Below are 22,918 nucleotides of genomic sequence, written 5' to 3'. Positions count from 1 at the left end.
AAGCGATGACTAAGATCACACATTATCTATTAGGAAAAAAAGCAGGCATATCAAAGAAACGAAAGCCATAGTGGTCTAACCAACGCAGATCAGCATCAAAAAAAGCCCGCAAATCAGGCATACCGTATTTCAACATGGCAATACGATCAATGCCCATTCCCCATGCAAAGCCTTGATATTCATCGGGATCTAAGCCAACATTTTTCAACACATGAGGGTGCACCATTCCGCATCCTAAAATTTCCAACCAATCCTGCCCTTCTCCGAACTTTACGTCTGAACCAGAACGATCACATTGAATATCCACTTCCATAGATGGCTCGGTAAAAGGGAAAAAAGAGGGACGAAAACGCATTTTTACAGAGGGAACTTCAAAAAATTCTTTACAAAAGGTTTCATGTAGCCACATCATATGGGCAATGGTGGAGGTTTTATCGATGACAAGACCTTCTACCTGATGGAACATGGGAGAATGTGTTGCATCCGAATCCATGCGGTAAGTTTTTCCAAGAATAATGATCCGTATCGGTGCTTTTTGTCTTTCTAGTGTGCGAATTTGTACAGGTGATGTATGGGTCCGCAATAATTTTCGTTCTCCCATTTTATCAACATCAAAAAAGAAGGTATCATGCATTTCGCGTGCTGGATGCCCTTCAGGAAAATTCAATGCCGTAAAATTATAATAGTCTGTTTCAATATCAGGTCCCTCTGCAAGAGAAAAACCCAACTTCGTATAAATGGCAATAATTTCCTCAATCACTTGTGAAATAGGATGAATGCGTCCCCGTTCTATAGGTGAAGAGCGAATAGGCAAGGTAACATCAACTGTTTCACGAGAAAGACGGGCATCCATTGCCTGTCTTTTCAGAAGATCACGCTTTTGCGCCCATAATTCTAAAATACGATTTTTTAATCCATTAAGAACTGGTCCAACTTTATGACGCTCGCCAGCATCCATTTTTCCTAATTCTTTTAATTTTTCAGAGATACTACCTTTTTTACCCAATGCTGCAATACGCACTTCTTCAAGAGCTTTTTCATCACCTGCGGCCTCTAAGGCTAAACAAATTTCTTGTTCCAGACGCTCAATATCATTCATATTTTTGCCTATTTTTTAATAAAGAAAAACCCGCACTCGCAATAGCCAGCACGGGACCTCAAATAAATGAATGCTTTAAGAGAACACGACTGGCTTATTTGACAGCGCCTTCGAAAGCATTAGGTGTCGTATCTTTTAAATATTCTAAAGCTTTTTTTGCCGAGGCAACTAAAGCAGAAAATGCTTCCGCCTCGTGGATTGCTATATCTGAAAGAACTTTACGATCAACTTCAATACCAGCTTTTGATAAGCCATCAATAAAACGTCCATAAGTTAAACCTTCTGCACGAACAGCCGCATTAATCCTCTGAATCCACAAAGCACGGAAAGTACGTTTTCTATTTTTGCGATCACGATAAGCGTATTGCTTTGAACGATCAACCGCTGCTTTAGCTGCACGAATGGTATTTTTACGACGACCGTAAAAACCTTCAGCCTGTTTAAGAACTTTTTTGTGCTTAGCGTGTGCTGTCACACCTCTTTTCACACGAGCCATATTATAATCTCCTCAAAATCAAAAGCGTAAGGTTTAAATACCATTCGGCAAATAATGCTGAATGACTTTTTTAGCATCTTGTTCACACAAAACCATTGTTCCACGTGCATCGCGAATAAATTTATTCGAACGCTTAATCATGCCGTGGCGCTTACCGGCAGCTGCTACTTTAATTTTGCCTGACGCAGTGATTTTAAACCGCTTTTTAGCGGATGATTTGGTCTTCATCTTGGGCATTTTGCTACTCCGTACATTAATTTATTCAATCAAAAAATTTATTCACTCAAGCGGACCAACGCTTGAACAAGCATTTAAACAGCCACGGCATGCCCTGCCGGGCGGCTCTTAAAGACGTTTTCATAAGCTAGTATACACAAAATTGCAAGACCGTATTACAAAAAAATCGGCGCTCCATTGCCTTGAAGCTCAACTAAAGGTGCTGGAATTGCATTTGTTTTGATGGCTGCTTTACATAAATCGGCAATAATGCATTGCGTACATTGTGGTTTACGGGCTTGACAAATATAGCGACCATGTAAAATCAGCCAATGATGTGCATGGCGAATATAATGAACCGGTATAATCTTTAATAATTTTTTCTCAACAATTTCTGGTGTTTTGCCAGGCGCTAAACCAAGACGATTGCTTAAGCGAAAAATATGTGTATCTACTGCCAATGTAGGTTGACCAAAAGCAACATTCAAGACCACATTAGCCGTTTTGCGCCCCACTCCAGGAAGGGCCATGAGTGCTTCACGCGTATCGGGTACTTGACCGCCATAATAATCAATTAAATAGTTGCAAAGCGCATAAACATTACGTGCTTTTGCACGCCAAAGACCAATTGAACGGATATGATGTGCTATTTCTTCTTCTCCTAATGCAACCATTTTTTCCGGTTGATCAGCAAGGCGAAATAATTCTTTTGTCGCTTTATTAACGCTTACATCTGTCGCTTGAGCCGAAAGCACAACGGCAACCAAAAGCGTAAAAATATTTGTATAGATAAGATCACTCTTAGGCGCTGGGCGTTGCACAGAAAAACGGCGAAATATTTCTGCAATTTCATTTTCATTATATAATATACCAGATAAATTTCGCACTTTTGACAATTTTATGGTACGTTGAGGCATTGAACTCTCTTAAATCTTCTCTCTTGAAGTTATCATTCACGCTCGCCATATGAGAGAAATGCAGCGAACACTTTTATAGAGTGTGGTCAAGTAAAGCCGTTTTAAAGAGGATACTCATGAATGACACATGTGACGCCTTTCTCCAATCCCTTTCTTTTAGGGTTTGAAACCGTAGAAAAAATATTGCAACGTATCGGTAAAGCTGATGAGGCTTACCCAGCCTATAACATTGAACGTTTGCATAAAAATGATGATGCAAATCATATCCGGATAACTTTGGCTGTTGCTGGATTTAAGATTAACCATCTTAATATTTTGCTTGATGATAATCAATTGGTTATTCATGGTAAACAAACAGACAACCAAAATCATCAATATTTATATCGCGGTATAGCTGCGCGACAATTCCAGCGAACCTTTGTTCTCGCGGAAGGGATGCATGTTACAAATGCGGAGTTGAAAAATGGTCTTTTATCAATTAATCTGTATCAACCAAAATTAAAAAAAGAAATAAAACAGATTCCAATTAAAGTCAGTAGTGGTGAGTCATAAAAGTTAAGGCGTAAAGGAACAGTGAAATGGGAGAACATAAACAAAACTTGTCGTTTCAGAACACATCCTACTCTGATGCGGGACAGATTGCCTATTTAAAAAAAGTTTGTACAGATGATCTGGCTAAAAACTTTCCAGATCTTCCACCGATGACCCCAGGCATTACGATATGGGCTCTCTTTGGTGAAACAGGTTATCCTATCATTTTATCCGATGAGCGTTCTATCGCTCTTGCTGGAGCCAATGAGCATGAACTACAAATTGTAACTCTGCACTAGATTACCTTACGAGAAAAAGCTGTACTCTTTTATAAATTCTATCTGTTTTTTCGTAAAGGGTGTAATGTGGGTTATAATGAGATTAAGTATTGATTTATATTCATAATTAATTTTTTACAACTGGAATGAGAGTCCCGAATATCATAAGGTTCTCTCATTTGAGATCTTCTTATATTGAAACAATTCAAAGTCACTTGCTTGATGTCATAAGCAGGGAGAGCCATGTGGATAAAAACACTTGAAGAAAGGAATAAAAATATCTCTTTTTAATTGTCTCAATTACCAAAGACATTCACAATATGGGGATGAAAAAATGTATGATGGTGTCAGTTTTCTTCTTCATAAGTGTGAAGATGTCCCTTATAGATTTATATTATTCACGAGGGCTGTTATACCATTCATGGGCGCTATCGTGAAATGGGCTCGAGTTACATTGAAAGATGTCTCTTTAAAATGAGTACATAAAGGCTATACAAGTGTATTTTGTTTGGTGTGTTTTGTTCTTCCTGAGGGGAGTAGCTCTATTGAAGAGTGTAAAAACAAAAGCATGAGATAATGCGTCATAATTATTTAAAAGATATTTCTATGAATGCGTTTGAAAGGTGTAAAGCTGAATTGTAAGGAGATGATAGATTTTTACCACGATGCCTTTATATTCTTTCCAAATGAGGCTGTTTTCTTGTTCCAGAAATTACGCAAACAGATAGATGCAATATACTGACCAAATCTGGCATACAAAAATCTGGAACAGTTCGTTCCACACTGAAGCGTTTTGATATTTGTCTCAAACGTGGACTTGCACAGGGATTAGATGTTGATTAACAGGTAAGAAAAAAACAAAGGCTTTATGAAAAAGTTTATGCAGAGCTTTTAATTTTGTGCTTCAAATGCCTCAGTACGAGGTATTTTGCTCTTTTAAATATTAAAGCTCTTGTTTTTATAATGAAGTTACAGCACAACAAGCAAAATGGAATTATTTGAGGGGAAAAAAATAATGCCTTCTTACCGTTCAAGAATATCAACCCACGGGCGTAATATGGCAGGAGCCCGCGGACTTTGGCGTGCAACAGGGATGAAAGATACTGATTTTGGTAAACCCATTATTGCGATTGCGAATTCTTTTACACAATTTGTACCAGGGCATGTCCATTTAAAAGATCTTGGGCAATTAGTCGCACAACAGATAGCTGTTGCCGGTGGTGTTGCGAAAGAATTTAATACCATTGCTGTAGATGATGGAATTGCGATGGGGCACGATGGAATGCTCTATTCTTTGCCCTCACGTGAAATCATTGCTGATTCTGTAGAGTATATGGTTAATGCACATTGTGCGGATGCACTTGTCTGTATTTCTAATTGTGACAAAATTACGCCTGGTATGTTAATGGCTGCTTTACGGTTGAATATTCCGACAATCTTTGTTTCTGGCGGTCCTATGGAAGCAGGTAAGATTAAATGGAAGGATCAAGATCTAAGGGTTGATTTGGTCGATGCCATGGTTGCAGCAGCTTCAGAACAAAATTCAGAAGAAGAAGTTGCTGAAATGGAGCGTGCAGCTTGTCCTACATGTGGTTCTTGTTCAGGAATGTTTACGGCCAATTCCATGAATTGCTTAACGGAAGCATTGGGGCTTTCTCTTCCCGGAAATGGATCAATGTTAGCAACACATGCAGATCGACGAATGCTTTTCGAAGAAGCTGGAAAACAGATTGTTGCATTGGTTAAGCGTTATTATGAAAATGATGATGAAACAGTTTTGCCACGCTCTATTGCTTCACGCAAGGCTTTTGAAAATGCAATGACCGTTGATATTGCCATGGGGGGATCAACCAATACAGTACTGCATCTTTTAGCCGCGGCGCAAGAAGGTGAGGTGGATTTTACCATGACGGATATTGATCATCTTTCACGTCGTGTTCCTGTTTTATGTAAGGTTGCTCCTGCTCTTGCAAATGTACATATGGAAGATGTTCATCGCGCTGGTGGTATTATGGGGCTTTTAGGCGAACTGGATGCGGCGGGACTCATTGATACATCAACTTATACGGTTCATGCAAAAACAATGAAAGAAGCTCTTTACCGCTGGGATGTAAAGCAAACTAATGAGCCAACAGTTCGTGCATTTTATCGTGCTGCTCCAGGTGGTATTCCGACACAAACAGCTTTTAGCCAATCTTGTCGCTATGAGACCCTTGATCTTGATCGTGAAAAAGGTGTGATTCGCAATAGGGAACATGCATATTCACAAGATGGAGGATTGGCAGTTCTTTATGGAAATCTTGCAAAAGATGGCTGTATTGTAAAAACAGCAGGCGTTGATCAATCAATTTTAACTTTTAAAGGTCCGGCAAGAATTTTTGAAAGCCAAGATTCAGCTGTTTCAGCTATATTAACTGATAAGATTAAAACAGGTGAAATTGTTTTAATCCGTTATGAAGGTCCACGTGGTGGACCTGGAATGCAAGAAATGCTTTATCCAACGAGTTATCTCAAATCTAAAGGATTAGGCAAGGTTTGTGCACTTGTTACAGATGGACGTTTTTCAGGGGGAAGTTCAGGGCTTTCGATAGGACATATTTCACCAGAAGCTGCGGAAGGAGGAGAAATTGCGTTAGTGGAAGAAGGGGATATCATAGAAATTGATATTCCAAATCGTAGAATTCATATGTTGGTGGATGACGTTGAGATGAAGCAGCGCCGTGCTAAGATGGAAGCAAAAGGAAAAGGCGCTTGGCAACCGATTGAGAAGCGTCAGCGTAAAGTTTCAAAGGCTCTCAAAGCTTATGCAGCGATGACTACATCTGCTTCAAAAGGTGCAGTACGTAATATTTGATGAGTTGAATAGAGACAGTACTCTGATTTTTTGCATCTTTTGCACGATATTCTAAGCTAATTATTTTATGAGTTTATGAACTTATCAGAATATTTCGAGTCATGGATGAGTATGATTAAAAAGCTATCAATACAACTAAAAGCAGCTGCGGATTGCTTATTTTAGCAGCTATGTAAGACAGATAAAGATAGATACAGTATCATTACTTTTCATATCATATTCCAATCTTATACGAAATTACAATTTCCTGTTCTCATATTTATGGAAGATATTTATTGTACTGGTGGCATTATCTTGTTGTACCGTAAAACACTGTCATTTAGGACTGTGATATACGGCATCCTCCTTAAATATTAAGTGTTTCTTAGTGCGTGGTGAATATTCTTAGACTTGTTTGTAAAGCTTTTAGTTTAAGTGAATCACATGACTAGGAAATCAAGATAAATTCCTTAGAATCTGGATTGTTTGCAGACTTGATTCGAATGAAAATCTTTATCCTTTGAGATGTAAGAAGGAGTTTAAGGATATTTAGGAAAATAAAATGCTGCTGTGATATATCTGATTATATGTTCCATATGAAAACAGTAAAAGAGCTCTTTATAGCTTAAAATGTGAAGAAAATACGAGACCCATTATCCATGAATTTATTATGCAAAATGGGATGGTATCCCAACACCAACAGCTTTAAACTAGAAATGTTGCTATGATAACAATAATATCGATCGTGAAAAAGCATAATTCACTAAATATGGCGTATTTGCAAGGTGGAGGAGATTTCATGACAATCTTTACAAAAAACGACTATCTTGTAAAAATAGTCGATCTTGACCAATTTTTTGTATAAGAGCCAATATTAATCTAAGGGAATATGAAATATAATGCATATGGTTTTGCTTCTATAGGCAATTATACTTACAAATATATTATGTAGAAAAGCGATGGGAATACGATAAATAACTGTTTATGCTGTGGTATATCAAAAATGGTTACGTTATCTCCTATTAAGAAGGTTTTTTAATAAAAAATAACATCTGTTTTCTATAAAGGGTTACTCTTTTCAAGTTGTTTGAGGTGGTAAATTGCTTCTAAAGCTTGTTTAGGAGAGAGTTCATCGGGATGAATATTTTTTAAAGCTTCGTGAAGTATACAATGTTTGTTTTTTGCTTCATTGACTGGAGATGTTGCTTTAAGAGAAAAGAGTGGTAAATCATCAATGAGTTTATGTCCTTTTCCAGCCATTTCGCCTTGTTCTAATTGATGGAGTACATCTGTTGCTCGTGTAATAACGGCTGGGGGAAGTCCAGCAAGCTTTGCGACTTGTACACCATAGGAACGGTCAGCGGCTCCTGGTGTGACCTCATGAAGAAAAACTACATCACCATCCCAATTTTTGACTTTCATGGTTACGTTATGCAGTCTGTCAAGTTTTTCGGTAAGTGCAGTCATTTCATGAAAATGGGTAGCAAGAATAGCACGACAATGGTTAACTTCATGGAGATATTCAACAGCAGCCCAAGCAATAGAAAGTCCATCAAAGGTTGATGTTCCACGTCCTATTTCATCAAGAATAACAAGGGAATGGTGGCTAGCATGATTGAGAATCGTTGCTGTTTCAACCATTTCCATCATAAAGGTTGAGCGCCCCCGTGCAAGATCATCGGAAGCCCCAACGCGACTAAATAGGCGATCAACGACACCAATATGTGCTGAAGTTGCTGGAACGAAGGACCCCATTTGCGCCATAATAGCAATAAGAGCATTTTGCCGCAAAAAAGTTGATTTTCCTCCCATATTAGGCCCTGTCAACAGCCAGATTGCTGCATATTGCTGATTTTCTTGCACAGAGAGATCACAATTATTGGCAATAAAAGGTTCTGCTGCTTGTTTGCGGAGTGCTTGCTCGACGACAGGATGGCGTCCTGCTGTAATATGAAAGGTAAGTGAAAGATCAATTTTAGGGCGGCAATATCCTTGTTCTTCAGCAAGATATGCTAAAGCGACAGAGACATCTAAAATAGCAAGTGCTTCAGAGGCTTTACGAATAAAATCAACTTGTTCGGTAATTTCCTGAACGAGAATATCAAAAATCTCTAGTTCAAGTGTCAATGCGTGATTGGCAGCATGGGCAATACGGCTTTCAAGGTCAGCGAGCTCTGTTGTCGTAAAACGCATAGCGTTTGCCATTGTTTGCCGATGAATAAAACGCGCTTTAGCTTGTGGATTATTTGTAAGGGAAGATGCTTGTGTGCTGGTTACTTCAATGAAATAACCTAGAATATTATTATGCTTTATTTTAAGCGTCTTAATATCTGTTTCTTGGGCATATTGCGCTTGAAGTTCAGCAATGACACGGCGAGATTCATCACGTAAAGCACGCATTTCATCGAGCTCTTTATGATAATTAGAACGAATAAAACCACCATCACGTTTAAGGAGTGGGAGATCATCAGCTAATGCCTGTTCTAAATGAAAGTATAACGCTGTGGGTAATTTTGAGAACACCTGTTGTACATCACTTATTTCTTGAGGCAGAAGCTCATTATCAAGAAGTTGATGCAATTCACGAATGATTTCAAAGCCGCGCTGGATTGTCGCCATATCACGGGGACCTCCTCGTCCAAGAGCCAAACGTGAAACGGCGCGGGGCATATCTGGTCCCCCCTTTAAAATAAGCTTTATCGCTTCTGCAAGAGAAGGATTACGTAGAAAAAAATCGATAGAATCCAAACGCGTATCAATAGCCGAAGGAGTGGTGAGGGGAGCAATAAGGCGGTCAATAAGAAGGCGTGATCCTCCTCCTGTTACAGTGCGATCAATAGCTTTTAATAAACTTCCATCCCGTTGACCTGATGTCGTACGAATAAGTTCAAGGCTTAATCTGGTTGCGGCATCAATAAAAAGAGTCGCACTTTCATTTTGGCGCTCAGGCTGCATGAGGGGAGGGCGATGCGTGATTTGTGTTTTTTCGATATAACGAATAGCAGCTACAATTGCAGAGAGTTCGGAACGTGAATAATCGGCAACGCCTTCAAGAGTTGAGAGTTTAAAATAATTGCAAATATCGCGTTCAGCGGTGAGTGCATCAAAGAGACAAGCAGGTTGAGGTGAAACGATACGATCAAGAACACTAAAAAGTGACTTGTGAGATTTATCATGAAAAAATGAATCAGCAACAATGATTTCTTGTGGATCAACACGCATAATATCTGCTAAAAGTTTTTCTTGGCGGCTTTCTGTTACACGAAATATGCCTGTTGAGATATCAATCCAAGAAAGAGCAAATTCCTCTCCATCGCTAGTTTTTATACGGGAAAGTGTCATCAAATAATTTGCGCGTGTTGGATCAAGGAGTTTTTCTTCTGTTATCGTTCCAGGTGTTACAAGGCGAACAACATCACGCCGAACAACAGATTTTGAGCCACGTTTTTTTGCTTCAGCAGGATCTTCTATTTGTTCACAAACAGCAACTCGGTAACCACAAGCAATCAGTTTTTGTAAATAATCATCAGCAGCATGAACGGGAACACCGCACATAGGAATATCTTGTCCTAAATGTTTTCCGCGTGCTGTGAGTGTGATTCCTAAAGCCTGAGCAGCTTCAATCGCATCATTAAAAAATAATTCATAAAAATCCCCCATTCGGTAAAAGAGAAGGGAATCATGATGGACGGCTTTGATTTCTATGTACTGCTCCATCATAGGTGTAAGACGTTCTTGAGAGGAAGCAGATGAGGAGGCAGGCTGTGGAATTAAATTATTTTTATGATTGTTTTTTTTATCCATTTGTACGAGGCCTGTTTCCTTTAAGTGAAGTTTTTACTCTTTTTTATTTACTTCAATATCTATTTATCTCTAAATTGCAACGCATCATCAGATTTGCTAAGGCAAGAATAGCGATTTCTAATATATGAATCAGATTTAATGACTATACGCATTATCAAGCAAAATTTACACTGTTTTTGGAGAAAATAAAGTGAGATGAAAAAGAGCGAGCAAGATCAGAAAATATCTCAAACTGTTTACAGTGCGAGCGAAAGAGAAGCTCTAGATTTTCATAGTCGTGGTCGACCAGGAAAGCTTGAGATTGTTGCAACAAAGTCTATGGCAACACAGCATGATTTAGCACTTGCTTATTCACCAGGTGTTGCCGTTCCAGTTAAGGCAATTGCTCAAAATCCAGCGCTAGCTTATGATTATACAGCAAAAGGCAATCTTGTTGCTGTTATTTCAAATGGTACAGCTATTTTAGGGTTAGGCAATTTAGGTGCACTTGCTTCTAAGCCGGTCATGGAAGGAAAAGCAGTGCTGTTTAAGCGTTTTGCGGATATTGATTCCATTGATTTAGAAATTGATATAAACGATACAGAAAGTTTTATCAATTTGGTGCGCCATTTAGAACCTTCTTTTGGTGGAATTAATCTTGAAGACATTAAGGCGCCAGAGTGCTTTATGATTGAAAGCCGCCTACGCGAGGTAATGAATATACCTGTTTTTCACGACGATCAACATGGTACAGCAATTATTGTTGCTGCTGGTGTTCTCAACGCTTTGACTTTAACAGGGCGCGATATGCAAAATACGCGGTTAGTCTGTAATGGTGCTGGTTCTGCAGGAATTGCTTGTATTGAACTGATTAAAGCGATGGGCTTTCGTTCCGAAAATATCATATTATGTGATACAAAGGGTGTGGTCTATGAAGGCCGCAAAGAGGGAATGAATCAGTGGAAATCTGCGCATGCTATTCAAACAGATAAACGTACGCTTATGGAAGCAATGGAAGGTGCAGATATATTTTTTGGGGTTTCTGCTAAAGGTGCTCTTACTCCTGAAATGGTAAGATCCATGGCACCCCAGCCGATCATTTTTGCTATGGCTAATCCCGATCCAGAAATTACGCCGGAAGAGGTTATGCAAGTGCGTCATGATGCCATTGTCGCAACAGGACGTTCCGATTATCCAAATCAGATTAATAATGTTCTCTGTTTTCCTTATATATTTCGTGGTGCGCTTGATGTGCGTGCAAGAGTTATTAATGAAGACATGAAGATTGCTGCGGCAAAGGCTCTTGCTAATTTAGCGCATGAAGAAGTGCCTGACAGCGTTGCGGAAGCTTATCATGGAAAGCGATTAAAATTTGGTCCTAATTATATCATCCCTGTTCCTTTTGATCCGCGTTTATTTACGGTTGTTTCAATAGCGGTAGCAAAAGCAGCAATGGAAAGCGGTGTTGCGCAAAAGAACATAGATGATTTAGAGGCCTATGAGCGCGATTTGAATGCGAGACGTGATCCTACTTCCTCGATGATGCGTGGGGTTTATAACCATGTTCGTCAAGCGCCAAAACAAATTGTCTTTGCAGAAGGTGAAGAAGAGCAAGTTATGCGGGCAGCCGTTTCCTATGTCCATCAAAAATTAGGACAAGCGATTTTGGTTGGTCGTGAAGAGCAAGTAAGAGAAGCGGCTGTTATCGCTGGAATTGATCTGGAGCGTGAAGGTATTTCTATTATGAATGCTAAGCTTTCTTGCCGTACAGATGCTTATGCGAATTATCTTTATAAAAAGATGCAGCGTCAAGGCTGGCTGTTGCGTGATTGTCATCATCGTATCAATAATGATCGCAATTATTTTGCTGCGTGTATGGTGGCACTAGGAGATGCTGATGCAATGGTTACAGGGGTGACACGCAATTATGAAACAGCGTTAATCGATATACGTCGTGCAATTGATGAAAAACCAAAAGAACGATTGATTGGTATTTCAATGGCTATTTGCCGTGGACGAATTGTGTTTATTACGGATACAGCCGTTTATGAAAATCCTAATGCTGAAGAACTTGCGGATATAGCGGAACAAGCAGCTTCATTTGTGCGAGGATTTGGATATCAACCACGGGTAGCATTTTTAGCATTTTCTACATTTGCTTATATGAAAGGGCAGACGACGCAGCAAATTCAGGATGCGATTAATATTTTGCATGAACGCAAAGTTGACTTTGAGTTTGATGGAGAAATGAGTGCTGATGTGGCACTCAATTCCAAATTGATGCAGCAATATCCATTTATGGGATTAACGGAGCCCGCTAACATTTTGGTTATGCCTGGATATCACGCGTCTTCCATTGCAAGCAAAATGTTACAAGAACTTGGTGAAGCAACCATCATTGGTCCTATTTTAATTGGATTGGAAAAATCTGTCCAAATTGTACCATTTAGTGGAAGCGATACAGATGTTGTCAATATTGCAATGCTTGCGGCTTATCATGCCGCAAAAGTCGTCTAAAGGAAAAAAGCCCCTACTATACCAAGAATATATCAAGGGGCTTTTTAATAACAAAAGAATAAACTTTTTAAGAGGGCTGTATTTGACTGTCTTTTTGTTCTTCAGAAAGACGCTTTTGGAAGAGTGCTGCAAAATCAATAGGATCAATCCACAAAGGTGGAAAGCCACCGTTTTGAGTAGCATCAGATATAATTTGGCGAGCAAATGGAAATAAAAGACGGGGACATTCAATAAAGACCAGAGGCATAACATGTTCTTGTGGAATGTTTTTAAGGTGAAAAACACCACCGTAAATCAATTCTACATGAAATAAGGTTTCAGTTTCATCATTGGCTTTGACGGAGAGAGACAAAACGACATCATAATTGTCATCACCAATTGGGTTAGCATTGACGTTAATATTGATATCAATTTGTGGTGATTTTTCACGTGCACGCAATGAACGAGGAGCACTTGGATTTTCGAATGATAAATCTTTTAAATATTGAGTTAATACAGCAAAAACCGGCTCTCCACCACTGTTATTCATTTCACCTTCGGCCATACGACGAACCTCTCTTATTATAATATGTATAATTTATTTTAGATCTAAAGACCAGATTGGTTATCACGCCTTGCAAAAGGTTGCAAGAAATGCGCTCTTTATCTTGAATATTTTTTTAGTTTGTTGCAGATTTTTTAGGCATTTCAATGGTTATCATCATTTTTGCGCCATGGAGATTCTGTCGTATCATGAATTGTGTAATCTTCTGCTTTAAGATCAATTATTTTTTCAGAGTCATTTTTTCTTTTAGTATTGGGATTCATTTTGTTTTTTAATGATATAAAGAAATGCCAAGCAACAGAGCGAATTGGTTTAATAAGAAGTAATATTCCCAAGAGATCACTTACAAAGCCGGGAAGAATAAGTAAAATTGCACTAAAGATGATGAAAGCATCATTAATAATATTATTCTCTAATGTGCGTCCTTGGACAAGTTCAGTTTGTATATTTTTTAAAAGGCTAATCCCTTGAATTCGCAATAAAACAACCCCAACTATGGTTGTGAGAATAACCAAACTCAAAGTTGCCAAAATACCAATTTCTTGACCAACAAAGATAAAACCAGCAATCTCGATTAAAAGAATGCAAAGAAAGATAACAACAAAAAAACGAGGATTTATAGAATAAAGTTTTATCACATGAAAATTTCCTTCTGGATGAGTAGGGGGAGAAATTCTTAAGAGCACTCCGTTTAAATACAAAATCTATAAAAATATTTGAATGATAAGATTCCTTATTTTACATATTTATTGATAAATGGTATTGACTGCAATGTTTATTAGAGACTTAAGCTTTGGAGATTGACAGCGCCTATGGAATTTGACGTTATACTTGTCATAGCTCTTGTTGTTATGGTTGTTATTTTTGTGCAACTCCGTAATGTATTAGGGAAACGAATTGGGTTTGAAAAGCCACCCTTTGATCCTTATTCACGTCGTTCTAAAAAACAGGTTGAAGCAGAAACGGCTGATAATATTGTTTCGTTCCCTCATCAGAAAAATTCACAAAAAGACGACTTTAGTGAAATTGATAAAATTTCACCGGAGGGGAGTCTTTTGAATAAAAATTTGCGGGAATTGCATAGAATTGATTCTCATTTTTCTCCTCAACTTTTTATAAAAGGTGCGCAAATTGCTTATGAAATGATTGTAACAGCTTTTGCCAAAGGTGATCGCAATCAGCTTAAAAGCTTGCTTTGTCAGGATGTTTTTGAGAGTTTTTGTACGGCTATTGAGCAACGAGAAAAAAATAAAGAAAGAATAGAATTCACTTTTGTTGGAATTAATAAGATCGAATTTATTGCGGCGGCAATACAAGAAAAGGATGAACTTTTAACGATACGTATTGTCAGTGAGATGATTTCTGTTACTTATAATGAACAGGGCGAGCGTATAGACGGTGATCCTGACGCTATTGTAGAAATCAGAGATATTTGGACTTTTGTTCGCAATAGTTTATCGTCAGATCCCAACTGGAAGCTTTTTGCTACAGAAAATGAAAATTAAAATACTTTTTGTTTTTCTTCCATAAGCATTCAATGATTTATGAGAAATTAAAATGTCCTCAAGTAAATGGAGACAAAAAAGAGATTTATTGGCTTCACAAGATCGCCTTTTATGGGAGATGGTTTGTCGTACGATAACACCGCTTCACGGTAAGATGCTCTCTTCTACTTCAGAAATTATTGCAAATATTAATGATAAAAATCAACCTGTAACTCAAATCTCCTCATTGTCTCAGGAAAATCAACAACCCTCGACAATTATTAAAAGAGAAAAGAGGGCAGTTATACAAGCACAAAAGATTCATTTCTTTGATCATGTTGCATATCGTAAAATTTCCCAAGGTCGTTATCCTCTTGAGGCGCGTCTTGATCTTCATGGTTATATGCAGGAAGAAGCTTATTTTTTCTTAAAAAAATTTTTACAATCCTCTCAGCAGAGAGGATTGCGTTATGTCCTTGTGATTACAGGAAAAGGACGATCCGTTGGGAGTGATGGAGCTTTGTATAGATTTGTTCCGTATTGGTTATCAACACCAGCTTTTCGATATTATGTCCACGCGTTTGAGCAAGCAGCACGTCAGCATGGCGGAGAAGGTGCGCTTTATGTTTGGTTGCGCCGTTTTATGTCGGGAGAAGGAATGTGATGTCATTATGGTCGTTTCAGGTTTAATATTTATTTATACTTATAATTTATTGTTTTCGTATATTTCGTAAGAGCCTTGAATACAATATTCCCTTCGTTATAATTTTTTATAAAGAATTATAAAGATATTATTTTACATTCTACGTATTGCTTCACGCTTTTGTTTATAGCATTCGTTAACGGGGCACATCCCTCACACAAAACAGAACGACATTGAATTGAATATATCCACAGGCTTGTTTTAAAGAAACATCGTTCAACGCTCTCAAGCTTATTTTGCGACAGTATCCGTGAAGAGTATAATGATAAATCCATGAAGCACCCCCCTATCTTTATGCTTAGTAAAAGAGTAAGCTGGCATCATCATACACTTTACCATCTCCCAATGTTGCAACAACCCTTTAAGTCCTTGGTATTTTAAAGCGTTTATACAGAGGCATGCTTTTCTGTAAGTGTTTTTACTCTCCGCAGTTCTCATCTCGCGCGTGACGCCCAAACGAAAGATTTTGATCGATTCAATATAAGAGGACTTAAAATGAGAGAGATATAGATGGATCTCATTCAGGTTGCAAAGCGATAAATTATTTTTATAAACCACAGCATTACTCTATTAAATACACGAAGAATAAAAACATGAGAAATTGAGAACTGTATTATTCAAAAGACATTGCTATGGATAGTGTTAACAGCAGTACAACTAAATTAAAGAGAATCGTGAAAATAAACAAGAATATAACTTTACAACACATAGCTGCGCAGTAGCATCAAAAGATACAGTTTCGTTGAATAATTTCATGAAGAAATTTTTTCATTCATTAAAAGCTCCATCAAATTTCGTTCTCATAATAATTCGATAATTAAAATTTAATAACGAAGCGCAGAAGACGTAAAATACGAGATTCAATTGAGGATATTACACTCTTATCCGACGTCTTTCAGATATTGGTTGAAATGCTAGCTTAGCATGAAAGGCACAATAGGGGCTACTTTCATCAGAATCTGCACCACAAAAATGAAAATCTGCTGATAATGGATCGCCAACCGGCCATCTACATGTATTTTCACTCAATTGTAGAAGATTAAGTTGACGTGATATAGGCACCACTACATTGGATTTTGTGGACATATCAACTTCTTTTACATCTTCCACTACAAATTCTGTCTTTAAAGCTGTTTCTTCAATACTTACAGATGATGTGTTTATTGGCGATACCGTGGATGTGTTGCGACGCACACGTGGAGATGATGGGCTGCTGCTTCCCACGGGAGTTTTTTGCGCACGCGTGCTTCCTTGAGCTGTCTTACCACGTCCTGGTAACTTTAATCGATGTACTTTGCCGATGACTGCATTTCTGCTGACCCCACCTAATTGAGCAGCAATTTGACTTGCACTTAATCCTTCACTCCAAAGCTTTTTAAGAAGCTCAACGCGTTCACATGTCCAACCCATACCAGCACTCCATTCCGATTACGTCACTAAGATGCTCTCCCCCGTTGCATCTTCAAATGTTTAAATAATGTTTTCATTACGCTGAATGAAAGAACTTTACACTCTAAACGAGCATAAGAAAATCATCCAGCCTGTGGACTTACAAATCAAAACACATCATCTTGCTTATTATATTGTAAATTACAATATGCACTCACTCTATGACAAGAGTCTTTACCTCTTGAAGAGTTTATTTAGAATGTTTTCCCCAACTTGCAAATCAATCATAGGTTAAACTTTCACTTTTGTTTAAGGATTTTCCCCAAAATGCTTATTTGTAGAACCTTCATTGACTTTTTTTCAATTGGTGTAATGATCTATTCTATAGGTGTAATCACTAATCGTAATGAAATGTTGAAAGCACCGTAACGAAATGTACCATGCTGTTTTATTTGTAGTGTTGCTTTGTATATATATTGAAAAGGTTAAAATATAAAGGGAATTATGATGGATGCTGTCTCTATACAACCACTTTATGAATGCTTCGCACGACGAAATTTGCATTTTGAACAGGGGCATGGTGTATGGCTTATTTCCGATAAAGGAGAACATTATCTTGATTTCACATCTGGCATTGCTGTTAATGCATTAGGGTATTCACATCCAAAATTGGTTGATACGCTCAAAATACAAGCTGAAAAACTTTGGCATGTTTCTAATATTTTTCAATCTCCTGAACAAGCATCTCTTGCCACGCGGCTTTGTGCAAATAGTTTTGCGGATAAGGTTTTTTTCTGCAATTCAGGTACTGAAGCATTGGAGTGCGCATTCAAAACGGCACGTCATTATTACTATGCTGCTGGTCATTCAGAACGCATTGAAATAATTACTTTTGAAGGGGCATTTCATGGACGTACACTTGCAGCACTTGCTGCGACTGGGCATGAAAAATATCTTGAAGGCTTTGGACCTAAAGCTGGTGGATTTATTCAAGTACCTTTTTGTGATGAAATCGCTTTGTGTAATGCTATTAATAAAAATACCGCCGCTATTCTTATTGAACCTATTCAAGGAGAAGGAGGAATACGAACGGTCCCTCATGAATATTTAAGATTTTTGCGCAAAATATGCGATGATAATGGTCTATTATTGATTTTAGATGAAGTCCAAACGGGTATAGGACGAACAGGAAAGCTTTTTGCTTATGAATGGAGTGATATCACGCCTGATATTCTTACCCTCGCAAAAGGATTAGGAGGGGGATTTCCATTAGGCGCTTGCCTTGCAACGGATAAAGTTGCAAAAAGCATGACACTTGGGACACATGGTTCAACCTTTGGAGGAAATCTTCTTGGAATGGCTGTAGGAAATAGTGTTCTTGATATTTTGTTAGAGCCAAGTTTTCTCAACCATGTTCAGCGCATGGGGGATAAACTAAAAAGTGGACTTTTGCATATTCTCAATATCTATCCTGATATTATCCGCGCAGTTCTGGGGATGGGGCTAATGTTGGGTATTCAATGTGTTGTGTCTTCAAATCTTGTCGTTAATGCTTTAGAAAATGAACATCTCTTAAGTGTTGCTGCCAACAACAATGTTGTGCGCTTATTGCCTCCTCTTATCATTAGGGAAGAAGAAATAGATGAAAGTTTGCATCGTATTGAAAAAGCAATAGCTTATCTTTCGCAAGTAAACAAAGAAAGACAAATATCACACACATGACAAATGCTCTTCGTCATTTCACGGACTTATCCATTTTAACGCCAGCAATAGCACGCGCACTGATCGATTATGCGAAGATCCTTAAAGCATCTTTTAAAGCAGGAAAAGGTTCAAAACCTTTTATAGGTAAAACACTTGCGATGATTTTTGAAAAACCATCCACACGAACCCGTATTTCATTCGATATCAGTATGCGCCAGCTTGGCGGAGATACAATCATGCTCACGGGTTCAGAAATGCAGCTTGGTCACAGTGAAACTATAGCTGATACGGCTCGTGTTTTATCTCGTTTTGTGGATATCGTGATATTACGAACAACAAAACATCAACGTATGCTCGAATTGGCACAATATGCACAAATTCCTGTCATTAATGCCCTTACAGATGATACACATCCTTGCCAAATTCTAGCAGATATATTAACCTATGAGGAGCATCGGGGGCCTATTTCTGGTAAAATATTTGCGTGGATGGGGGATGGTAATAATGTACTCCATTCCTTAATTGAAGCCGCAGCTCTTTTTGATTTTCATTTGCGTATTGCTACTCCAAAGGGCAGTGAGCCACAGGAAAAATTTATCCATTGGGCACGTGAACGAGGAGCACATCTTACACTAACCCATAATCCCCAAAAAGCAGCTCAAGATGCTGATTGTATTATGACCGACACATGGGTCTCCATGGGACAAGAATTTCGTGCTCGCAGTCGTTCTACTTTTCAGCCTTATCAAGTCAATGAATCTCTCATGAAATTAGCAAAATCTGATGCTCTTTTTATGCATTGTCTTCCTGCTCATCGTGGTGAAGAAGTTGTCGATACTGTGATTGATGGACCGCACTCCGTTGTTTTCGATGAGGCTGAAAATCGTCTTCATGCTCAAAAAGCAATTCTTTCTTGGTGTTTACAAGATGCGTTTTTCTCTCCACAATAGCTTCCCTACAACAAATTATATAAAAAAGGCAAAGCTATGAGTGAACAAGCTAAAGATGAAGCCTCTCTCAACAACAACTTCTTGCATGAAGATGATAGTGTTATTCCCTTTCAAGTTGAAGAACTTGATATCCGTGGACGTGCCGTACAACTTGGGGAAACTTTAAATTCTATTCTTAACAGACATCAATATCCTGAACCGGTTTCTTATCTTCTAGCAGAAGCTTTACTTTTAACGGTTCTGCTTGGAACTTCTCTAAAACTTACGGGAAAATTTATTCTACAAACCCATTCCGATGGACCTGTTAATATGTTGGTGTGCGATTTTTCGCCTCCTTCCAGTTTACGTGGATACGCTCGTTTTGATAAAGAACAGCTGAAACAAGCCATAGACAATGGTCAAACCTCTTCAGAAACACTTTTAGGAAAAGGCACTTTAGCCTTCACAATTGATCAAGGTCCCCATATGCAACCCTATCAAGGGATAGTTGCATTAGATGGATCAAATTTACAAGAAGCTTCTCGTATTTATTTTGATCAGTCAGAACAAATTCCTACCGATATCCGTCTGGCTGTTGCTATATTAATTAATCGTGACCAACAAGGAAAACCGCAGAAAAGCTGGCGAGCTGGAGGTATTTTGATCCAACTTTTACCCCAAGAATCGTCTCATCATAAAATAGATGCCCCTCATCAAAAGCGAGAAGAAACGAAAACCCATACCCAATTGGATAACCAATGGCAGGAATCTAAAATACTCATGGAAACGATTGAAAGTTCAGAATTAACAGATCCCCAAGTCGGTAGTAAACAGCTCTTGTTCCGCCTTTTTCATGAACAAGGTGTTAGAGTTTTTAATCCTTTTTCTCTTGTCGATCAATGTTCTTGTTCACACGAAAAAATTAAAGGAATCCTAGAAGGTTTTTCTATTGATGAACGCAATAAAATGGTTAAAAATAAATATATTTCAGTCACATGTGAATTTTGCTCAAAAACATATTGTTTTACACCGCAAGAATTTTTAGAAGAAAAAACATAATCAAATATTTTTCATAAAAAATGATGATTGCAACAAAAGCCTATTTTATTTGCGTTATAAAAGTTTACGCATAAGCTCATATGAACTTCTAGAATATTTCTTGTCTTAGAGTTTTTTAATGTATACGAGTGATCTTTCTGTTGAAATCAGTAATCACGTTATAGAGTGCTTAAAAAAGAGTTCTCTGTAAAATATATTTTCTCCTCTCGAAAAAGCTTCTTTTATACTTTTTACATCTCAAAAGTTTATTTCTTACAATGAATTCTTTTATAATGTTCATTGATAGATTGATTATGTATTCATAACTTATCTTCTCTGTTAAATGAGACTTTTTGATTGTAGTCATATTTTCTTACTCGAATTTATCTTATTAAGAGTCAAAAAAGCTCATTAGTTATAATCATAAGAGAAATTATCGATAGAATAAGAATGTATAGACTCAATATGGACTTTATAGAGTCTATTACGAACAGATAGTGTAATGGGAATAAATGTAACAATGACGCTGCGAAGGAACGGGTTTGTTATTTTATAAAAAAGATAAGAATAGTGGTGAAGTCCCCTCATAACAATGTGCATTTTAGATAAAAATGCGAAGACAAAATACTATATGACTTTGAAAATAATAGTTGGTTGCTGTCACTAATCTAACGATGGTTCTACAGCAATATTGTTTTTGTCCAAGTAATCAAAAATAAAGCTCCCAACAGATATTTCTTTACACATGTTTTTGAATCAACAATGGTAATGCTCTTGTAAAATTTTTCTAAGAAGAATGATGGTCCGTATAAATAAAATAGCATACATAGCATGATAAAACGTTATGTTTTTACAAACCTGCATTATTTTATTTTTCTTCTGTCATAATCGCTTGTTCAATTTTTGGTAGAATTTTTTTTTGATAAATTTGCCACGTTAAGGGACCAACATGTTTGGCAATAATGATGCTCTCTTTATTCAAGAGAAAGGTTTCTGGGGGGCCATATATTCCCCAATCAATGGCTGTATATCCTGAAACATCAAAGCCAATAAATTTAAAAGGATTACCAAAACTGTTTAAAAAACGCAGGGCATTTGTTTTATTATCTTTATAATTAATACCAATCAGATCAAAACGTTTATCTTGTGCAATTTGCATAAGAATAGGATGTTCTTCGCGACAGGGCAGACACCAAGAGCCCCAAAAATTGACCAATGTGACACGTCCTTTAAACTGTTTTGAATTGAGATAACTTTCTTTATCAAGAAGAGGAAGATGAATATTGGGAGCAGGTTTTTCAGCCAATGCGTTTGCGAGAAGAGAAGAATCTTGAAGGTGTTTTTTATCCATAAAGTTGAAAAAAAACACCATGAGAAGAAGAAAAAGAACAAATGGTCCAAAAAAAACAAGCAGAACAGGCAAAGATATATTTTTTTTAAGTTTGGAGGGATGTTTTTCATTATACTTTTCTTTTTGTGACAGCTCTTTTTTGTTTAGTTGTTGGAGAATTTTTTTTTGGTATAGAGCTTTGCAAAGAATATATCCAATAAGACATAAGAGGGATATTGCAGAAAGCACATAGCTTAAAACAACAATTTGCTCGTGTTTAAGGGTGCTAAGGAAAAAATCAATTTTCTGAGATAGATTTCCTAAAAGTCCGCTGTGGATGCCATTTAGGTCGAGCATGATGAAGCGTCCTGTTGTTGTGCACGACGGGATTTTTTAATCTGAAGTATTCGGATATAATGACTATTGATTTCATTTCGCATAGCCATCAAATAAAGCACAATAAACATAAAGATAAAACAAAAGAGCATTGTTATAAGGGGCCATAACATAGCATTGTCGATTGTTGATCCTCCAGCACGTAACAATGATGCTGGTTGATGCAATGTATTCCACCAATTAACGGAAAATTTAATAACAGGGATATTAACAAATCCAACAAGTGTAAGAATTGCAGTCGCACGAGCGGCTTTTATTTGGTTGTCAAAAGCACGCCCAAGCAGGATAATGGAGAGATAGATAAAAAGCAGAATTAAAACTGATGTTAACCGTGCATCCCAGACCCACCATGTTCCCCATGTAGGTCGCCCCCAAAGCGCTCCTGTCATGAGAGCCAAGGCGGTAAAAATTGCCCCTATAGGCGCTCCACATTTAAGTGCTACATCAGCAAGATGATATTTCCAAATCAGATTTCCTAATGCCGCTGCACTCATCGTTACATAACAGAATGTAGACAACCACGCAAAGGGAACATGAAGGTACATAATCTTAACAGTAATGCCTTGTTGATAGTCATCAGGAGAATGCATCACCAGCATAAGCCCTAAGATAAGGAAACACAATGTTATGCCGGCCAACCAAGGTAAGACGATACTGCTTATTTTCATGAAAAGGGTGAAACTTGCAGGGAGTGACTTGATTTTATATGTACGAGATAGTTCATTCATAAA

Annotated in this window: 19 protein-coding genes; 9 read left to right on the top strand and 10 right to left on the bottom strand. The window is 37.8% G+C overall.

Features of this window, described 5'->3' with window-relative positions; genetic code table 11:
* Positions 1-22: 22 nt before the first annotated feature.
* The 4 genes from pheS to nth all read right to left on the bottom strand — a co-directional run bounded on the left by pheS (position 23) and on the right by nth (position 2,728).
* Positions 23-1,099, bottom strand: a complete 1,077-nt coding sequence (gene pheS, locus ACFILY_RS00325; RefSeq protein ID WP_375637212.1) for a phenylalanine--tRNA ligase subunit alpha — start codon at positions 1,097-1,099, stop codon at positions 23-25.
* A gap of 94 nt (positions 1,100-1,193) precedes the next feature.
* On the bottom strand, positions 1,194-1,595 hold the full coding sequence (gene rplT, locus ACFILY_RS00320; RefSeq protein ID WP_012754515.1) for a 50S ribosomal protein L20: 402 nt from the start codon (positions 1,593-1,595) through the stop codon (positions 1,194-1,196).
* Between the two features lie 33 nt (positions 1,596-1,628).
* Positions 1,629-1,832, bottom strand: coding sequence for a 50S ribosomal protein L35 (gene rpmI / locus ACFILY_RS00315; protein ID WP_183193590.1), 204 nt, complete (start codon positions 1,830-1,832; stop codon positions 1,629-1,631).
* 155 nt (positions 1,833-1,987) lie between these two features.
* Positions 1,988-2,728 carry an endonuclease III gene (nth, locus tag ACFILY_RS00310; protein WP_273790256.1) on the bottom strand — a complete coding sequence of 247 codons (741 nt, stop codon included), beginning with the start codon at positions 2,726-2,728 and terminating at the stop codon, positions 1,988-1,990.
* A 120-nt stretch (positions 2,729-2,848) separates the two neighbouring features.
* Here nth and ACFILY_RS00305 point away from each other — a divergent pair, with 120 nt between their 5' ends.
* The 3 genes from ACFILY_RS00305 to ilvD all read left to right on the top strand — a co-directional run bounded on the left by ACFILY_RS00305 (position 2,849) and on the right by ilvD (position 6,391).
* Entirely contained in the window at positions 2,849-3,280 is a 432-nt protein-coding gene (locus ACFILY_RS00305; protein ID WP_012754518.1) for an Hsp20 family protein, read from the top strand.
* 26 nt (positions 3,281-3,306) lie between these two features.
* Positions 3,307-3,558 carry a DUF1150 domain-containing protein gene (locus ACFILY_RS00300; protein WP_012754519.1) on the top strand — a complete coding sequence of 84 codons (252 nt, stop codon included), beginning with the start codon at positions 3,307-3,309 and terminating at the stop codon, positions 3,556-3,558.
* Between the two features lie 994 nt (positions 3,559-4,552).
* On the top strand, positions 4,553-6,391 hold the full coding sequence (gene ilvD / locus ACFILY_RS00295) for a dihydroxy-acid dehydratase (RefSeq protein ID WP_375637209.1): 1,839 nt from the start codon (positions 4,553-4,555) through the stop codon (positions 6,389-6,391).
* A 1,038-nt stretch (positions 6,392-7,429) separates the two neighbouring features.
* On the opposite strand, the gene mutS is transcribed toward ilvD, so the two are convergent.
* The gene (mutS, locus tag ACFILY_RS00290; protein ID WP_375630531.1) at positions 7,430-10,174 is read right to left on the bottom strand and encodes a DNA mismatch repair protein MutS; all 2,745 of its coding nucleotides are present in this window, start codon (positions 10,172-10,174) and stop codon (positions 7,430-7,432) included.
* A gap of 195 nt (positions 10,175-10,369) precedes the next feature.
* Between mutS and ACFILY_RS00285 the strand changes: the two genes are divergently transcribed.
* Positions 10,370-12,670: an NADP-dependent malic enzyme gene (locus ACFILY_RS00285; RefSeq protein ID WP_375637207.1), complete on the top strand. Its 2,301-nt coding sequence runs from the start codon at positions 10,370-10,372 to the stop codon at positions 12,668-12,670.
* Between the two features lie 67 nt (positions 12,671-12,737).
* Here ACFILY_RS00285 and secB read toward each other — a convergent pair whose 3' ends face one another.
* Both secB and ACFILY_RS00275 read right to left on the bottom strand, forming a co-directional pair.
* Positions 12,738-13,214 (bottom strand): protein-export chaperone SecB, encoded by a 477-nt coding sequence (gene secB / locus ACFILY_RS00280; protein WP_375637205.1) that lies wholly within the window; start codon positions 13,212-13,214, stop codon positions 12,738-12,740.
* A gap of 143 nt (positions 13,215-13,357) precedes the next feature.
* Entirely contained in the window at positions 13,358-13,852 is a 495-nt protein-coding gene (locus tag ACFILY_RS00275; RefSeq protein WP_273790261.1) for an FxsA family protein, read from the bottom strand.
* A gap of 174 nt (positions 13,853-14,026) precedes the next feature.
* Here ACFILY_RS00275 and ACFILY_RS00270 point away from each other — a divergent pair, with 174 nt between their 5' ends.
* A complete protein-coding gene (locus tag ACFILY_RS00270) occupies positions 14,027-14,719 on the top strand; it encodes a Tim44/TimA family putative adaptor protein (RefSeq protein ID WP_273790262.1) in 693 nt (230 codons plus the stop codon).
* Positions 14,720-14,771: 52 nt separating this feature from the next.
* Entirely contained in the window at positions 14,772-15,362 is a 591-nt protein-coding gene (locus ACFILY_RS00265; RefSeq protein ID WP_273790263.1) for a Smr/MutS family protein, read from the top strand.
* A 912-nt stretch (positions 15,363-16,274) separates the two neighbouring features.
* Here the strand turns inward: ACFILY_RS00265 and ACFILY_RS00260 are convergent.
* Entirely contained in the window at positions 16,275-16,811 is a 537-nt protein-coding gene (locus ACFILY_RS00260) for a GcrA family cell cycle regulator (RefSeq protein ID WP_273790264.1), read from the bottom strand.
* 486 nt (positions 16,812-17,297) lie between these two features.
* Between ACFILY_RS00260 and ACFILY_RS00255 the strand changes: the two genes are divergently transcribed.
* The 3 genes from ACFILY_RS00255 to ACFILY_RS00245 are packed head-to-tail and all read left to right on the top strand — an operon-like array spanning position 17,298 to position 20,482.
* Entirely contained in the window at positions 17,298-18,512 is a 1,215-nt protein-coding gene (locus ACFILY_RS00255) for an aspartate aminotransferase family protein (protein WP_375637351.1), read from the top strand.
* On the top strand, positions 18,509-19,444 hold the full coding sequence (gene argF / locus ACFILY_RS00250) for an ornithine carbamoyltransferase (RefSeq protein ID WP_273790266.1): 936 nt from the start codon (positions 18,509-18,511) through the stop codon (positions 19,442-19,444). The genes ACFILY_RS00255 and argF overlap by 4 nt, the downstream gene beginning before the upstream one ends.
* A gap of 36 nt (positions 19,445-19,480) precedes the next feature.
* The gene (locus ACFILY_RS00245) at positions 19,481-20,482 is read left to right on the top strand and encodes an Hsp33 family molecular chaperone (protein WP_375637203.1); all 1,002 of its coding nucleotides are present in this window, start codon (positions 19,481-19,483) and stop codon (positions 20,480-20,482) included.
* 847 nt (positions 20,483-21,329) lie between these two features.
* Here the strand turns inward: ACFILY_RS00245 and ACFILY_RS00240 are convergent.
* Complete coding sequence (locus ACFILY_RS00240; RefSeq protein WP_375637349.1) at positions 21,330-21,944, bottom strand: DsbE family thiol:disulfide interchange protein; 615 nt, start codon at positions 21,942-21,944, stop codon at positions 21,330-21,332.
* Between the two features lie 191 nt (positions 21,945-22,135).
* A complete protein-coding gene (locus tag ACFILY_RS00235; RefSeq protein ID WP_375637201.1) occupies positions 22,136-22,915 on the bottom strand; it encodes a heme ABC transporter permease in 780 nt (259 codons plus the stop codon).
* Between the last annotated feature and the right edge of the window lie 3 nt (positions 22,916-22,918).

The sequence above is a fragment of the Bartonella sp. CL25QHWL genome (genome assembly GCF_042195335.1).
Classification (GTDB): Bacteria; Pseudomonadota; Alphaproteobacteria; order Rhizobiales; family Rhizobiaceae; genus Bartonella.
Note: the sequence above shows the minus strand (reverse complement) of the source record. Positions and strands in the feature narration are given on the sequence as shown.

Bases quoted from the DNA above. Each gene is read 5' to 3' on its own strand.
- pheS (WP_375637212.1), bottom strand. From the start codon at position 1,099: ATGAATGATATTGAGCGTCTGGAACAAGAAATTTGTTTAGCCTTAGAG.
- rplT (WP_012754515.1), bottom strand. From the start codon at position 1,595: ATGGCTCGTGTGAAAAGAGGTGTGACAGCACACGCTAAGCACAAAAAA.
- rpmI (WP_183193590.1), bottom strand. From the start codon at position 1,832: ATGCCCAAGATGAAGACCAAATCATCCGCTAAAAAGCGGTTTAAAATC.
- nth (WP_273790256.1), bottom strand. From the start codon at position 2,728: ATGCCTCAACGTACCATAAAATTGTCAAAAGTGCGAAATTTATCTGGT.
- ACFILY_RS00305 (WP_012754518.1), top strand. From the start codon at position 2,849: ATGACACATGTGACGCCTTTCTCCAATCCCTTTCTTTTAGGGTTTGAA.
- ACFILY_RS00300 (WP_012754519.1), top strand. From the start codon at position 3,307: ATGGGAGAACATAAACAAAACTTGTCGTTTCAGAACACATCCTACTCT.
- ilvD (WP_375637209.1), top strand. From the start codon at position 4,553: ATGCCTTCTTACCGTTCAAGAATATCAACCCACGGGCGTAATATGGCA.
- mutS (WP_375630531.1), bottom strand. From the start codon at position 10,174: ATGGATAAAAAAAACAATCATAAAAATAATTTAATTCCACAGCCTGCC.
- ACFILY_RS00285 (WP_375637207.1), top strand. From the start codon at position 10,370: ATGAAAAAGAGCGAGCAAGATCAGAAAATATCTCAAACTGTTTACAGT.
- secB (WP_375637205.1), bottom strand. From the start codon at position 13,214: ATGGCCGAAGGTGAAATGAATAACAGTGGTGGAGAGCCGGTTTTTGCT.
- ACFILY_RS00270 (WP_273790262.1), top strand. From the start codon at position 14,027: ATGGAATTTGACGTTATACTTGTCATAGCTCTTGTTGTTATGGTTGTT.
- ACFILY_RS00265 (WP_273790263.1), top strand. From the start codon at position 14,772: ATGTCCTCAAGTAAATGGAGACAAAAAAGAGATTTATTGGCTTCACAA.
- ACFILY_RS00260 (WP_273790264.1), bottom strand. From the start codon at position 16,811: ATGGGTTGGACATGTGAACGCGTTGAGCTTCTTAAAAAGCTTTGGAGT.
- ACFILY_RS00255 (WP_375637351.1), top strand. From the start codon at position 17,298: ATGGATGCTGTCTCTATACAACCACTTTATGAATGCTTCGCACGACGA.
- argF (WP_273790266.1), top strand. From the start codon at position 18,509: ATGACAAATGCTCTTCGTCATTTCACGGACTTATCCATTTTAACGCCA.
- ACFILY_RS00245 (WP_375637203.1), top strand. From the start codon at position 19,481: ATGAGTGAACAAGCTAAAGATGAAGCCTCTCTCAACAACAACTTCTTG.
- ACFILY_RS00235 (WP_375637201.1), bottom strand. From the start codon at position 22,915: ATGAATGAACTATCTCGTACATATAAAATCAAGTCACTCCCTGCAAGT.